At 32.2% G+C, this 16,590-nt stretch carries 13 protein-coding genes; all 13 read left to right on the forward strand.

Annotation, left to right across the window (positions count from 1 at the left end; translation table 11 throughout):
• The first annotated feature begins 14 nt into the window (after positions 1–14).
• Positions 15–1,556: a sulfatase family protein gene (locus tag O5O44_RS10900; protein ID WP_289194384.1), complete on the forward strand. Its 1,542-nt coding sequence runs from the start codon at positions 15–17 to the stop codon at positions 1,554–1,556.
• 14 nt (positions 1,557–1,570) lie between these two features.
• Positions 1,571–2,545 (forward strand): type I phosphomannose isomerase catalytic subunit, encoded by a 975-nt coding sequence (locus O5O44_RS10905; RefSeq protein ID WP_289194385.1) that lies wholly within the window; start codon positions 1,571–1,573, stop codon positions 2,543–2,545.
• A gap of 6 nt (positions 2,546–2,551) precedes the next feature.
• The gene (locus O5O44_RS10910) at positions 2,552–2,686 is read left to right on the forward strand and encodes a hypothetical protein (RefSeq protein ID WP_289194386.1); all 135 of its coding nucleotides are present in this window, start codon (positions 2,552–2,554) and stop codon (positions 2,684–2,686) included.
• A 108-nt stretch (positions 2,687–2,794) separates the two neighbouring features.
• Complete coding sequence (locus O5O44_RS10915) at positions 2,795–3,544, forward strand: sugar phosphate isomerase/epimerase family protein (RefSeq protein WP_289194387.1); 750 nt, start codon at positions 2,795–2,797, stop codon at positions 3,542–3,544.
• A 1,161-nt stretch (positions 3,545–4,705) separates the two neighbouring features.
• Complete coding sequence (locus tag O5O44_RS10920) at positions 4,706–5,365, forward strand: phosphatase PAP2 family protein (RefSeq protein ID WP_289194388.1); 660 nt, start codon at positions 4,706–4,708, stop codon at positions 5,363–5,365.
• Between the two features lie 534 nt (positions 5,366–5,899).
• Positions 5,900–6,091, forward strand: coding sequence for a helix-turn-helix domain-containing protein (locus tag O5O44_RS10925; protein WP_289194389.1), 192 nt, complete (start codon positions 5,900–5,902; stop codon positions 6,089–6,091).
• Positions 6,092–6,113: 22 nt separating this feature from the next.
• Entirely contained in the window at positions 6,114–7,982 is a 1,869-nt protein-coding gene (locus tag O5O44_RS10930; protein WP_289194390.1) for a site-specific DNA-methyltransferase, read from the forward strand.
• Between the two features lie 25 nt (positions 7,983–8,007).
• On the forward strand, positions 8,008–9,951 hold the full coding sequence (locus O5O44_RS10935; protein WP_289194391.1) for a site-specific DNA-methyltransferase: 1,944 nt from the start codon (positions 8,008–8,010) through the stop codon (positions 9,949–9,951).
• A complete protein-coding gene (locus tag O5O44_RS10940) occupies positions 9,952–12,237 on the forward strand; it encodes a DEAD/DEAH box helicase (RefSeq protein ID WP_289194392.1) in 2,286 nt (761 codons plus the stop codon).
• 12 nt (positions 12,238–12,249) lie between these two features.
• A complete protein-coding gene (locus O5O44_RS10945; RefSeq protein WP_289194393.1) occupies positions 12,250–12,468 on the forward strand; it encodes a DNA modification system-associated small protein in 219 nt (72 codons plus the stop codon).
• Between the two features lie 2 nt (positions 12,469–12,470).
• Positions 12,471–14,471 carry an AAA family ATPase gene (locus tag O5O44_RS10950; protein ID WP_289194394.1) on the forward strand — a complete coding sequence of 667 codons (2,001 nt, stop codon included), beginning with the start codon at positions 12,471–12,473 and terminating at the stop codon, positions 14,469–14,471.
• Between the two features lie 2 nt (positions 14,472–14,473).
• Positions 14,474–16,060: an ATP-binding protein gene (locus tag O5O44_RS10955; RefSeq protein ID WP_289194395.1), complete on the forward strand. Its 1,587-nt coding sequence runs from the start codon at positions 14,474–14,476 to the stop codon at positions 16,058–16,060.
• A 12-nt stretch (positions 16,061–16,072) separates the two neighbouring features.
• On the forward strand, positions 16,073–16,579 hold the full coding sequence (locus O5O44_RS10960; protein ID WP_289194396.1) for a hypothetical protein: 507 nt from the start codon (positions 16,073–16,075) through the stop codon (positions 16,577–16,579).
• Positions 16,580–16,590: the final 11 nt, after the last annotated feature.

Consider the following 16,590-nt stretch of genomic DNA (forward strand, 5'->3'; position numbering starts at 1 on the left):
TTAAGACCCCTATAATGATAAGAAATATCTTTTTACTGATAGCTTTATTTAGCCTAGTATCATGCAAATCAGTTAATGGTCAAAACAAAGGAAATACGCCCAATATTCTGCTTATAACGTTAGATGATATGAATTGGGATTCGGCAGGAATTTATGGCAATACAATTCCAGACCTAACACCTAACATAGATCGATTAGGAAACGAAGGTTTGGTTTTTGAAAATGGTTATGTGCAAGTCTCTAACTGTTCTCCTTCAAGAAGTGTTATTCAAACCAGTTTATACCCACATCAAAGTGGTATGAGAGGGTTTTACTATGTACAGCCAGAGCACAAAACCTTGCCCGAGATTTTAAAAGAACAAGGCTTCTACACCGGAGTAATTAACAAAGCTCCAGATTCAAGTTTAAGTCCGGATTTTGATTTATTTTGGAATACTACACTTGGATTTAAAGGTATAGAAAAGCGATCTGCGGAGGCGTATAGTAAACTAGTAACTAAGTTCTTTAGTAACGTAAAAAATTCTAATAAGCCATTTTATTGTGTGGTAAATGTAGCCGATCCACATAAACCTTTTTTTAATGATATGGCTTCCAGAAAGAAAGGGTTTGATAAGTTTAAGCCGTCTAAGATCTACACAAAAGACGATGTTGAAATACCGGGGTTTTTGCCTAAAAACCCAAGGATAAAGCAGGAAATGGTAAACTATTACAATTCTGTAAAAAGAGGGGATGATTGTGTTGGGGCTATATTAAAGACATTAGACAGCAGTAGTTTCTCAGGGAACACCATTGTTATTCTTTTATCGGATCACGGAATGCCATTACCGTATGCTAAATCTACAACTTATCAAAACGGCCTACGTGTTCCTTTTATAGTTCGCTGGCCCAATAGTATAAATCCTAATACTAGAAATACTAAAGATTTAGTTTCAGCAATAGATATTGCGCCAACTATTTTGGATATGTTAAATATAGATATTCCGTCACATTTTGAAGGAACGTCGTTCAATCCAAAAACAGTTAATAAATCAAATAAATATGTTTTCGGGCAATTTGATGAAAATGCAGGTGGTATTCCAAGACCCTCGCGAACTGTAATTACAAAAAAATACGGTTACGTATTTAACGCTTGGGCTACTGGAAAATATGAGTTTAAATCAGCTTCAGCATCTCATACATCATTCAAAACCATGAAAAAATTGGCAGAAACAGATTTAGAAGCTGAAAAACGCTTCAATCATTGGTTATATAGGGAATCTGAAGAGTTGTATGACTATGAAAAAGACCCAAATGCACTTAATAACCTTATTGATGACCCAAATTACAAAGAGATTGTTAGAGAACTTCGGACTGCTCTAGAAAATCATATGAAAGCCACTACTGATTACGTCCTAGGAGCATTTGAGAATAAAGGCAACACACAATTTTTAAATAATTGGATGAAAAACCAAATTAAGGAGGCTAATCATAGAAATGAAACCATTAAATGGAAACGTCCTAGTAATATTAGTGGACCCACAAAAGGAAATATAAAACTATATCAAGTAAAAGATTAAAACTTAAACAAAAAATGAATTTATATCCACTAAAATTTACACCTATTTCTAAATACAGACTTTGGGGAGGAAATAAACTAAACAAGGTTTTAAACAAAGGATTTAAAGGGGATAACAACGGCGAATCTTGGGAAATATCAGATGTAAAAGGTGATGAAACCAAGGTAGCTAATGGCGAATTTTCCAGAAAAACCCTTAAAGAATTGACGGAACAATTTAAAGGGCAGTTATTAGGGGACAATGTCTATAAGACTTTTGGAACCGAATTCCCACTGCTTATTAAGTTTATTGATGCTAAAACTCCATTATCTATCCAAGTACACCCACATGACCATATAGCTAAAGAGCGTCACGATTCTTTTGGAAAGAATGAAATGTGGTATATCATGGATGCTGATGACAGCGCAGAGATTATTGTTGGTTTTAACAAACAGTTAGACAAGAACTCCTATTCCAAATATTTAGAAAACAATAAGGTTTTAGAAGTTTTAAACTCTGTAAAAACCAAAGCTGGCGATGCTTTTAATATCCCAACAGGTAGAGTACATGCTATTGGTGCTGGGGTACTGCTTGCAGAAATTCAACAAACGTCCGATATCACCTATCGTATTTACGATTATGATCGAGTAGACAAAACTACAGGAGAAAAAAGAGAACTACATAATGATTTAGCTTTAGATGTACTGGATTTTGAGGTGCAGGAGGCGTACACAACTGCCTATAAGACGGAAAGTAATGTTTCTAATAAGTTGATTCACACCCCCTATTTTAAAACCAACATCATTTATCTTACAAAAGAAATAAACAAAGATTATACCAAAATAGATTCTTTCGTGATTTATATCTGTACAGAAGGTTGTTTAGAAATTACCGTTGATAATGCCAATTATTCTTTAGCCAAAGGAGAGAGTATTTTGATTCCGGCTATTATTAACCAATTAAAGCTAACACCTCAAAAAGAATCTAAAATTTTGGAGGTTTATTACTAGTCCCTTATGACAAACGAAGATTACATTATTGAAATATTGCTAAAAGCTGAAAAACTAGGGGTTCGGAAAGATGTTTTAAAAGAGGTTTCAAAAGTTTTAGAAGAGAGAGAACCCGACGCAAACACCATCTCAAGCATATGACCTTAGTTTTAAAAAAGTAAAATCACAAATAACCTGATTGTTTGAGTTAAGTTTCTCATCTAATGAATGAAGATAATTTGAATAATCAATATATACTTCTAAAGAACAATGTTTAAGTTAAATAAATTTGGTGTTCAGAGTTACTGTTTTAGGAACTATAAGGATAATGCCATTGTTGCAAAAAAAGTTAAGGAAATAGGATTGGATTCAATTGAAATATGCGAAGTCCATGCAGACTTTAATGATCTAGCAAATTGGAAAGAGGTAATAAAAATTTATGAATCCCATAATATTTCAATTGTATCAATTGGTGTTCAGACTTTTGTAGGCAATGACAAAGAAAGGTTATGGTTTGAGTGTGCAGCAACTGCAGGTGCAAAATACATAAGTGCCCATTTTGAAGTAGACTCTTTTGAAAAAGCAATTCCAAAAGTCAAAAATTGGTGCGATGAATTTGGCATAAAAGTGGGCTTACACTGTCATGGTGGATATAAATTTGCGGGCTCGAATGACGTTATTGATTATCTCTTAAAATTAGGAGGACCGCAGATTGGTTTGTGTCTTGATACTGGCTGGGCAATGCAAATTGGTCCAGAACATGGCAATCCATTAGATTGGGTAAAAAGATATGGGGACAAAATTTATGGGGTTCATTTTAAAGATTTTACTTTTGATAGCAATGCTCAGTGGCGTGATGTTGTAATTGGTAAAGGAAATTTACCTTTAAGGGAGTTTGTTCAAACATTAGACAAAATAAATTTTAATGGCGTGGCTGTAATTGAATACGAGGCTAACTCGGATAATCCAGTTTCCTCCTTGCAAGAATGTGTAAAGAGTATGAAAAATTGCTTAGTATAGTTGTCAAAAATTGGCATAAACCTAAAATCATCAAATTTATTAATAAAAAAATATCATATTAATTTTACAATAAGTGCAACAAAATGTATTCTACCCATACTTCCACAGAATTTCGCACAACAAATTTAAGACGTCAAAGTAAATATTGGGATAATGGATGTAGAACACTCTATATTTAATTAGATAATCCATTATTATAATATACATTTTTAGAGTTTTTCATGGTAATACGGCCATCATTAACTATATTTGATTTTGCATTCAAATAAATTCATTTAAGTTCATTATTTATTAAAAACACTTTTGGTGAGTTATTCGGTGAGTTCAAACACCAAAACTACCTTAAATTTTTGAATATCAATTGATTAATATACAGGTTCGAGCCCCAGCCCGGTCAACCAAAATCCCAATTGATATCGAGAGCTTAAAGCTTCAACTAAGTTGTTTTTTTTTGTAATTAAAATTAAAGAATCTAACAAATACCAATTTTGCATAAATCTCCCTAAATTCTCTTAAAATCGTTAAATAATTGTTAAAAAGGGGCTAATTCGGAGTCACTGAAATTTCAGGCAGTTTTTAGACCCCATAAAACCTAGAAAAAATAAATTCTGGATAGTTCCTCTTTCTCCGCAAAAGAAACCCGCAACAAATGTTGCGGGTTTTTTATTTTTAAAAGCGCTGAAAACACCTTTTCAGAAGTGAATAAATATAAAAAACCTAACAAGCGCAGCTTGGTGAGGGTTTTATGCTTGTACAGGATAGCCTGTTGGGGATATCTAATCCCTCCCTCTCCACAAGAAACATGTCAAATTCCACTAAAAGCCTTTAAACATTTTGTTTTTGCCCTTTTTAATTTAAACAGTTTCATAGAAAACTATTTTATATCAAACAAAAAAGTAAATGCTGTACGGCATTTACTCATTCTAACTGATAGCTATTATATTGTAAAATATTGATAACAAAGTATTTATATTTAAATTATTTTGTAATTTCAAGGAGACATATGTCTTGAACCTATGAAAAATGCATTTTCATTTTTTATCTGTATAACAAAGTATTTTATAAATAATAACCCTTTTAATGAGCTTTAAACCACTACTCTATTTATTGATTTTTAGCATTTTATCAATTCCTGTAAATGCTCAAACAGACTCGCTTTTTATGAAACAAAAAAAAGAAAAAACGTTTCTTCAAAAGGCCATTTTACCTGCTTCTTTAATAGTTGGAGGGTCTTTACTAAGTGGAAGTCATTTTGAAAAGGATTTTCAAAGAGAAGTACGACATACTGTAGGAAACAATTATGCTTTCGAGATTGATGATTACACGTTATATGTTCCAATTGTAGAAATGTATGCAGCCGATGCTTTAGGTGTGCAATCCAAAAACCATTGGTTCGACCAAACTAAAAACCTTGTAATTGCCAATATAGTTTCTGATTATATTACATTTAAATTAAAAGTATGGACCAAAAAACGTAGACCCAACGGAGACGACGATTTAAAATCTTTCCCTTCCGGACATACGTCGCGTGCATTTACAAACGCTGGTATTTTATATCATGAGTTTATAGACACTTCTCCATTTTTAGCCTACAGCGGTTATGCTTTTGCTACAACAACTGGGGTATTTAGGGTAATGAACAATGCACACTGGGTTAGCGATGTTATTGTCAGTTCCGGCATCGCTATTTTAGTAACAGAATTGGTTTATTTATTACACCCTATTATTAAATGGAACCCCTTCAAGAATACAAAAGGTATTAGTTTTATACCGAGAATTGACAATGAGCATTACGGTTTTTATTTAAGCATGAATTTTTAGCACCTGTACTAATGACTCATGTTATGTTAACGAGAATAAATATCCTAAAAATTTGCCTTTGTATAAAGCATTAATAAAGGAAAATAATTAAGTCTAATACCACTGGATATAGTAAGGTATACATCCAACTATGAAGTTTCGTTTTTGGTGTTATTGCATCTTCGCACATGATACTATATTTAGTATTTGAAAATAGTAAATTCTTTAATACAAAATATTGCGAACCTTAAAATTTATATGCATGTACTGGATTTCTTTCTGGGATATGTAGCACAAAGCTAAAGCCATAGGTCACCCACCAAAATTAGCACGAGAGGAATGGTGTAAAGGCAATATGATAAAGTATCTTGAAACTTTAAAGGAGAAAGCAAAAGTTGTTGCGTAATTAAAACTTACTGTACTCTATTAAACCCAAAATAACCCATAGGTTAATTTGGGTTTTATATTGATTGAAACATATTAGAAAAATATAACGCAATACGTTATATTAATATCAAGTAAAAACTATATATTTAACATTCAATTCTATTCCCTATGAACCGAATTAAAGAAGTACTTGAAGCTAAAGGAATCAAGCAAGTTTGGTTAGCAGATAAACTTGGTAAAAGTTTTAATACAGTTAATGGGTATGTGCAAAACAGAAACCAACCAAGTTTAGAAGTACTATATAAAATAGCAGAAATATTAAACGTAGACCCTAAAGTGTTGTTAGACACAAAAAAATAATGCGCTATAATTAGCAAAACGTATGAACAAAAAAGACATACTCAATAAAATAAAATCCTTAGAAGGCTTAAACCAAGACGAACGTGCTTATTTGGTGAACTTAGTAAATACCAAAAAAAAATACGGCTTAGTGTGGGAAGACAAACCTGAAGACGTAGAAGAAGAGTTGCGCACCAAACTACCTGTACTGCAAGAAGTAAAAGAACGCGCTATCGTTAATGATACCGAAGAGCAACAAAACCCTAATCATATACTAATAGAAGGCGACAACCTACACGCCTTAACGGCACTCACTTTTACCCACGAAAACAAAATAGACCTCATTTATATAGACCCACCATACAATACAGGAAAGAAGGATTTTATATATAACGACCATTATGTAGATAAAGAGGATGCTTACCGCCATAGCAAGTGGATTTCTTTTATGGAAAAACGTTTAAGAATTGCACATAAAATGTTAAAAGATGATGGCGTGATTTTTATTTCTATTGATGAAAATGAATGTCATAACCTTAAGGTTTTACTTGATGAAATATTTGGTGAAAATAATTTTGTTGAGCAAATTATATGGAACAAAAGAATACCTAAAAACGACAAAGGAATCGGTAACATTCACGAGTCTGTACTTTTGTACGCAAAACGTTATAGTTCTCAGCATATTTTTTCACAAAAGAAAGATGGTATTGAAGATGTAAATGAGTTCGTTAAATCTTTAAAAAGAAAAAAACTTAAAATCGAGTTAGCTGAAAAGGAAATTAAGAAGTTTTTTAAGAAAAATGATTACGATAGAGGTATAACATTGTATAACTCATTTGATTCAGATTATAAACTATGGGGTAAAATAAATGTTAGTTGGCCTAATGCAAAAACTGTAGGCCCTAGGTATGATGTGCTACACCCTAAAACCCTGAAACCAGCTAAAGTTCCAGATAGAGGCTGGAGATTTACTAAAGACACCTTTGAAGAAATGTTAGACTATAATAATGTGGTTGAAAGATATGACGGTTCATTTGTCTGCGGTAAAGTTTGGTTTGCCAAGGATGAAAACACACAACCTAGTACTATAAAGTATCTAGAAGATGTTAATAGTTTTTTATTAAGGTCAATCATAAGTACAAAAAGTGATGGCAGTAATGAGTTATTAGAAATACTTGGAGAAAGTAAATTTGATTATCCTAAACCCACAGATTTAATTAACAGATTGATAGATTCCGTTGATTCAAAAGATTTAGTAGTATTGGATTTTTTCGCGGGTTCAGGAACAACGTTGCATACGCTATTAAATTTAAATTCAGAAGACAACGGTTCTAGACAAGGTATAATTGTTACGAATAACGAAAACAACATTGCAAAGGAAGTTACCTATGAGCGTAATAAACGTGTAATAGAGGGATTTACCAGTACTAAAGGCGAGCAGATAGAAGGATTAAAAAACAACAATCTTCGCTATTACAAGACTGCTTTTGTTGATAGAGAGCCCTCATTAAGTAATAAGCGTCAATTAACCCAATTAGCAACAGAGTTGTTATGCATAAAAGAAGATTGTTATTTAGAGATAACTAGTGCCTTAGAAAAAGAATCTTGGCACAAACTATTTACCAACAATCAAGGGAAATATGTATATGTCGTATACGACGATATGTATATAGAAGAAGCAATCGAAGCCTTAACTGCATTTGTTACAAGCCAAGCTATAGAAAGTACAATAAAAGTATACGTATTTGCCAATGGCCAATACGCGTACCACGAGGAGTTTGAGGTAATAGCAGATAATATAACGCTTGCGGCATTACCTGATGCTATTTACAAGGCTTATCAAAATGTATTGCCTAAAGAAAACAAAGAGTTTGTTCCTGTATTGGAAGATGATATTTTAGAAAATGAATAAATAATGATTGTATCAAGGTGTATAAATGAATAAAAGAGATATAATTAATAAAATAAAAGTTTTAGACGGTCTAACACAAGATGAGCGTGGGTACTTAATTAATTTAATAAACACTAGAAAAAAGTACGGTTTAGTTTGGGAAGATAAACCAGAAGAAGTTGAAGAGCAACTTCGTAAACAGCTGCCTATTTTAAAAGAAGTAAAAGAACGTGCTATAATTAATGAAAGTGATTTAAATAATAATCCTAACCATATTCTAATTGAAGGAGATAATTTACACGCACTTACGGCTCTTACGTTTACTCATAAAGGCAAGATTGAACTCATATATATCGACCCACCTTATAATACGGGAAATAAAGATTTTCTTTACAATGACAATTTTGTCGACAAAGAAGACGCTTACCGTCATAGCAAATGGTTGTCATTTATGAGTAAACGTTTGCAAATATCAAAAGAGTTGCTTAGTGATAGTGGGAAGGTAGTTATAAGCATTGGTTATCAGGAACTGCATAACCTATTACTACTGGTTAAAGAAGTTTTTTATGGAAAACAAGTTGTTACAATTACAGTACAAACTTCCGGAGGCAAACCATCATCTGGCTTTAATTACCTTCAAGAATATTTAGTTTATATAGTTAATGATGATTTTAAATCAAAAGAGCTCACTTTTTCAGGTGGTGTTTCTCGAAGCCCATTTGAAGGTTTGACCTTGAGTACTTTTTCTAAGATTCAAAGACCAAATCAAGTATATCCAATATTTGTCGACAAAAAAACTGGTAAAATTTTAGGTACAGGTCCTTCTCTAACAGAATTAATTAGACAAAACAAATTTACAGAAGCTAAAGAAAATTACAAATACGAAACTGATTCGATTCCCGATAATGCTCGTGCAATTTGGCCTATTACTAGTAAAGGTAAGAATTGTGTTTGGCGTCTAGTTTCAGATAGATTGATTTCAGATTGGGATAAAGGCTATATAAAAGTTACTAAAAGAAAACCTAATATAAACAAAAATGAATATAGTATTCAGTATTTGCCGTCAGGCGTAATAGATAAAATTGAAAAAAAAGAACTTAAAGTTATAGGTAGTGAAAAGGGTTTGCCAACTTTAAAATTTGGCGCAAATCTTACCGTTGGTGGTGATGTTCCAACTATATGGTCTGAAAAAAAATTCTTCACGAATAAAGGTTCCACATTGCTTAGAGATATAATAGGAAATTCTTCGTTTCCTTATCCAAAACCTATTGATTTAATTAAAGAAGTAATATTAAATACCGTTAATAAGGGTGATTTTATTCTTGATTTTTTTGCAGGCTCAGGTACTACACTTCAAGCTGCAATGGAAATAAATAGCTTAAATGACGAGAACCTTAATGTAATTCTAGTTACTAATAACGAAAATAATATTGCAAAAAATGTCACATATGAACGTAGTAAAAGTGTAATTCAAGGTTATACCGAAACGAAAGGAGAAAAAGTAGATGGCTTAATAAATAACAACTTACGCTACTACAAAACCACATTTGTAGAAAGGAAGCCTTCTTTAAGGAATAAACGTAAACTAACAAAATTGGCAACAGAGTTATTATGTATTAAGGAAGATTGTTATTTAGAAACAACTAGTCTACTTAAAGACCAAGATTGGCATAAACTATTTACCAATAATAAAGGAAAGTATGTTTATGTGGTATACGACGATGTGTATATTGAAGAGGCTGTAGAAGGTTTAACGGAATTTGCAAAAAGACATACACTAGAAGAAAAGATAAAAGTATATGTATTTGCTAACGGTCAATATGCTTACCACGAAGAATTTGAGGAGATATCAGAAATTATTACACTAGCAGCGCTTCCAGAGGCTATTTATAAGGCGTATCAAAATGTATTGCCAAAAGAAAATAAAGAGTTTGTTCCTGAGCTAAACGAAGAGGACACGAATGTAGAACTAAAATTAGATTTGCAGTAAATGATTACACTTAGAAAATACCAAGAAGAAGCAGTAGACCGCTTATTAAGAGATACGTATAGCTTACTTAAAAAACCTGGTGCACACCATAAAATGGTGCTTAAAGCCCCAACAGGTGCTGGTAAAACCGTAACAATGGCGGCATACCTTAACCAATTGTGTAACGAAATTCAAGACCGTTTAGATGTGCCTAAACGCAAAGTGGCATTTATTTGGTTTGCGCCCAACCAATTACACTTACAAAGTTACCTCTCGCTTAAAGATTATTTTGAGGAGTTACGCACCATAAAGCCAATACAGTTTGAAGACATTACAGCTGGCAAACTACAACCTAACGAAATGTTGTTTATTAATTGGCAATCGGTAAACAAAGCCAATAACCTATACATCAAAGAAAATGAGCAAGGGAAAGACTTAATAAAATTTGTATACAACGCAATGCTTAATGATATTGAAATTGTATGCATCTTAGACGAAGCCCACTATCACGCAAACGGTAAAAAAGCAAAAGAGCTACTACAAAAAATAAACGCTAAGATAGAAATAGATGTATCTGCTACACCTTTATTTAAAAGTGATTATGGCTATACCATAAGGCGTGATGAGGTCATAGAAGCAGAAATGATTAAAAAGAATGTAATCTTAAACCCTGCTTTAGACCACCATAACCAACAAGGGCGTTCTTTAAATCAAGTATTATTAGATGAAGCCTTAAAAAAGCGCAACGAAATTGCGCAAGCCTATAAAGAACAAGGTACTAATATCAACCCTTTGTTGTTGATACAGTTACCTAACGAAACAAAAAAAGAATCAGCTTTAGATAATCAAATTATAGAAGAGGTAGAAACCTATTTAAAAGTAAAAGATATTACTACCCAAAACCACCGTTTAGCGGTTTGGCTAAGTAAGGAAAAATCAAATTTAGATGCCATTGAAGATGCAGATTCCTTTACAGATGTATTGCTATTTAAACAAGCGATAGCCTTAGGTTGGGATTGTCCTCGTGCAGCTGTGTTGTTAATATTTAGAGAAATAAAGCAAGAGCATTTTGGGATACAAACCGTTGGTAGAATATTGCGTATGCCAGAGCAAAAACATTATGTAAATCCTATTTTAAATAATGGCTATGTTTATACAAATTTAAGTAAAGATGTTATTCATATTGTACAAGAAGACATCGATTATATTGTTCAAAACAGAGCAACACGTATAGAGAATTATCAACCCTTAGCATTAGATTCAACTTTTGTAAATACGCGTCTAACACGTAATCGTTTAGGGTCTAAATTTAGAAAGTGTTTATACCAAGCAGCAGAAGCGTATTTTGGTTTAACTAGAGATGCAACACAAACCAACGGTTTAACTATTGAGGAGTTTAATAAAAAACAATTAGCTACCAAATTTATAGAATTAGATGTGGACCAAATAGAAATTCCTATCCCTAAAGATGTAGAATTAGCCATTGTAGAAGGAGCTACACGAGTAGAAGACAAAGAGAAGTTTGCGAAAACAACTAATGAATTAAACGTATTGTTTCGTCAGTTTTGTAGAGACCACGTTGGTGGTTATGCAAAAGCAGATTCTACACCAGTATTAGAGTTAGGTTTAAAAATGTTATTTGAAGACTATGTCTTAATGGATGAATTTAGAGCCATTAAAGTCATCTTATTTGAAAATCACAGACCTAAACTTGTAGAGTTAATTGACCAAGCATTAGAAAAACACGAGGCATTATTACAGCAGAAAGCGGCTCAAATGTCTAAGCGTGTAGAACATACGCAATGGGATGTCCCCAAAGAGCGTATTTTTAATGAGTATTACCAATTTAGGAATGTAGAACAGCACGCTTTAGAACCTTTTTACGAATATACAAGTGCCAGCAGACCAGAACGTGAATTTGTAAGTTTTTTAGAGCAGCACAAAACACATTTAGAATGGTGGTATAAAAACGGTGATAAAAACAAAGAAGATTTCGCAGTAACCTATGAAGATGTAAACGGGGTTACACGTGGTTTTTATGTAGATTTTGTTATCAAATTAAAAAACGGAAGTATTGCCTTGTTCGATACTAAAACATTAGATTCAGACCCAAATTTCGCAAGAAAGCATAATGCTTTATATCATTATTTAAAAGAAAAATCAACAACAGATAAACCGTTAATGGGTGGTGTAATTGTACCACGTAGCAAGTCAGATTACAGCGTATGGAAATATGCTGATAATTTAATAGATAAAGCAAACGACACAACAGGTTGGGTAGCATTCGACCCATCCTTACTAACTTAAAACTGCTATAATATGAGTAACAAAGGACTAGATTCATTATTTATACACTATGGCATTCGTAAAGACGATATGGCAACTATTGAAACCATTTGCGCTAAATACGAAATAGACCCAGAGTGGTTAAAAGAGTATCTGTTAAAAGGCTATCACGAAAAAAAGATTAAAAACGAGGACTTAGATGAAAAGGCATTGAAGAAAATGATGGAGAAAGCCCTTCAAAAAATTAAATAGTTATGCTTATAAAAAAGATAAGAGCTAAAAATTTTAAAACCTATCTAGAACTCGATTTAAATCTAGAAACCGACCCAGACAAACCTATTGTTTTAATTGGTGGTGCAAATGGTGGTGGTAAAACAACATTTTTTGATGCTATTTATGGCGCATTATATGGTCTTAATATCAAAAACGAAAGAGATTTTATAGAGTTGCTTAATGCTGGTGCTTTAGGTAAAGTAGAAGAAAAAATAGAGTTAGAATTATTGTTTTCAGGTAGAGTACTCAACCAAGAACAGTCCTATGTACTTACAAGAACCTATATGCTTAATACGGCCAAAAAACCTGTAGAAAGTGTAAAGTTAAATATGAATGGTTCTATATTTCAGTATGGTACAGCAACACCTGCGGCACAAAGAGCAGAACAAGAAGCGCAAGTAAATAAAATCATAAAAGGAAATCTGCCTGAAGAATTAAGTCGTTATTTTCTATTTGATGCTATGGAGGCAGGAAACCTTTTAAAAGAAGACCGCCTTAATCGTGTGATTCGAGAAAATATTGAAAATGTTATGGGTTTCAATAGGTATTTATCTTTTGCAAAAGCAGCAGAAAGCCTAACCCAAGATTATACAGCACAAACGCTCGATTTAGAAAATGAGAAAAAAGAATATTTAGAGTTAGTAGAGCAAAAACGTAAGGAAGAAGAAGAGCTTATGGAATTGAAAGGCAAGCGTAAAGAAGCTTTAGATTTTTCAGTATCTAATAAAGAATTATACGATACGTTAAAAGCAGGTATGAACGAAGAATCTACCCTAAATAATAAAGTCAAGCAGTTAGAGGAAGAACTAAATAATTTAGACCAAGAAGAGAAACAATACAAAACAGATGTAAACGAATTTATCAAAAACTTTGAGTTACACGTAAGTCTTCCAAAATTATCAGAAGTATTACAAAATGATATTGCATTAATAGTAAATGAACGCGAGTCTTCTAATGCAGATGCATTTTCTCATCTTAACAAAGAGGTTATAGAAAATGTATTAGTAAAAGCGGTAAATGTATTATCAGAAAAAGGACATAATCTGGCAGAGGTATCTATCAGTCAGTTGGCAGATAGAGTATTAAAATCTTTAGATGATAACAATGATGATTTAGAGTATGATTATTTTCAAGCGTCAGAAGTAGAAGCCTTAAAGAAATTAGCAAACGGTAATTATCAAAACCCTTATAATTCGATTACTCACCGCAAAGAAACATTAGATAAAGACATTGCAAATGCGCATAAAATAAAAAAGCAAATAGAAGATTTAAAAGCTCAAATTACAGGTAAAGATTATTCTTTAATAAAAGCTTATGAAGAAAATGAATCAGATATAAAACGATTAAAAACATTTATAGATGATAAAAATAAAGACCTCAAAAAAATAACAAAACGTTTACAACAATTTGATATTCCTACAACGGAAGAACCAGACCCAAAATTTGAAGCTTTAAAGAAATTACAGCCATTATTTGATGAGGTTGCAAATACATTACTTAAAAATAAAAAGGATAAAATAGAAGATAAGATGAAGCAAGATTTAAATGCAAATCTCGCCGCTTATCAAGATGTAATAGACCGTGTAGAACTATCCGAAGATTTAAAAGATTTAAACTTTAGTATTTATCATAAAGCGGGTAATGAGATATATTTAAGTCAGCTCAATACAGCATCTACACAAGTAGTAGTGCAAGTATTATTAAAAGCTTTACACGAGTTTGGAGATTATGACCCACCTGTTATGATAGATACAGTAATGGGAGTTTTAGATGAAACCAGTAGAAGCACGCTTTTAGAAAATTATTTTCCAGAATTATCGCATCAGACTATCTTATTAAGTTCAGATAGTGAAGTTCGACCGGATAATGATTTACAAAAAATCGAACCTTTTATTTCAAAATGTTACACATTGTTAAGAGATAAAGAAGCTCAAAAGACAGATGTAGCAGAAGGGTATTTTGGTAACACAATAAATAATTAATAATGGAAGAAATAGCACTACATAACATTCGGCAAAGTGAAGGTTTAATAGATAGTCTTCTGCCATTAAAACATAAAATTGAAAAAAAACTCAACTTAAAGGAGTATCGTCAAGAGTCTAAACATTTAAGTCTAAACAATAATCTATTACAACGTTTAACTTTAGCAGCTGGTTTAAGCCAAAAGCATAAACGCTCTTGGGTAGATATTGAAAAACTAGCAATGGATAGTTTAAGAATCCACGAAACAACTTTTACCAAGTTTAATTTACAATTAACGTGGTCAAGCCTTATAAAGTACCGTTACAACCATTTAGATATAGATTGGTCTGTAGCAGCAAACCGTAGTCGAATTATAAACTATGAAATGCGTCAAGGTTTAAAATACCTAATGGATGATACCAACTTAGACAATTGGTTAAGCATTACGGCAAAATCTGGTAACACAGCTTTTGGTAGTGTGCCTTTTTTAGATTTAAATATTGGTATGTTTGAAGGAGATATGCCTGCAACCTTAAATTTAAACGGAAGGCAAATACCAAATACACAAATATTAATAGCAGGTTCTACAGGTTCAGGTAAGTCAAATTTATTAGCGGTATTAATGCGAGAAATGCGTTCATTAACAGTAGAAACAGCATACCCAGTAAACTTTTTATTTTTTGACTACAAAGGTGAGTTTTCAGACCCTGCTAATCGTGCTTGGTTCAATCATTTTGAAATTGATGATGATGCAATTCTAGACCCTATAAAGGAACCTTTACCATTTTCACCTTTTAAAAATTTTGAAGGTAAAACACAAAATGAAATCAATTTATATGCTTCCGAGTTATCAAATGCCATTTGTGCAATAGATAATGCACGTATGAGTGCTAATATGAGTAATCGATTAGCCGAAGCAGTTATAGCGTCTTACAGAAAAACTAAAAACAAACCAGTTTCTTTTCAAATCATTTTAGAGGAATATAACCATCTGCAAAATGAAAAAGACCGAAAGAAAGATGATAGTATTAAATCCGTTTTAAAACAACTGATTAGAAATAATCTATTTGCTAAAGATGATAACATAGACCTTATAAATAATAGTTTCATAGTTAAAATGGACGGTTACCCTAAAGATGGTCCATTAGCAAAAGCAATAGTATATTTTATAATATCTAAGTTAAATACCATTTACGAAAAGTTACCAAAGCAAGAAGTCTCAGAAGAATGTGTAGAAATTCGTCATTTTACCATTATAGATGAAGCGCATTATATGCTAGACTTTGACAACAAACCATTAAGAGATTTAATAGCAGTTGGCCGTAATAAAGGACTGAGTATCATTTTAGCAACACAAAATATGGATAGTTATAAGTCCAAATATTTCGACTTCTATGCCAATGCACAGTACCCTTTAATTATGAAACAACAATCCATTACAGATGCAGTCATCAAAGATTTATTTGGTGTTTCTGGTAATGAGTTTCAAGAAATTAAAGAAGCAATATCCGGCTTAGCATTAGGGGAATTAATTATCAAAGATGCCACAGCAATAACTTTGGGTATGGGTAAAAAGTTCAAGAAAATTAAGGTTAATAGGTTTATTTAAAGTTTTAAAACAATGATTACTTTTTTAATACTAATAATCGTCGCTTTAATAGTAGTAATAATTTATCTGCTCATAGATAGAAATAAATTGATTAACCTAAAAGATGAAGTTATAATAGATAACACTAAGGAAGAAAATGAGCAACAACCAGAAATACTTAATAAAAAATACGCAATTAAACTAATAAACAAGGAAGCAGAAGGCAATGCTTTATCGTCAATAAATACAAGTTATTCTAAGATAAACAAAGCAGTTCCGTTATGGTGGTTTAATATCTCGCCAGAAAAGTTTGAAAGCGATTTAAACCTCATATTAGCTCATAATGATGGTTTTATTTGGGTGTTTTTACCCGAAGGTTCTGTTACAAATCCTAAACGAAAATTTAGATTTCGTGAGGATAAAGGCTTAATTGAATTAAAAATATCTACACAAACTGGTTATAACTATCTAAGAGATGAATCATCTGGCGGAATTGGTTTTGGTTTTGAGCAGTTTATAAAAAAAGAATTTAAAATATAAACAAACAATAA

Origin of the sequence: Algibacter luteus (genome assembly GCF_030344935.1) — a bacterium.
Lineage (GTDB): Bacteria > Bacteroidota > Bacteroidia > Flavobacteriales > Flavobacteriaceae > Arenitalea > Arenitalea lutea.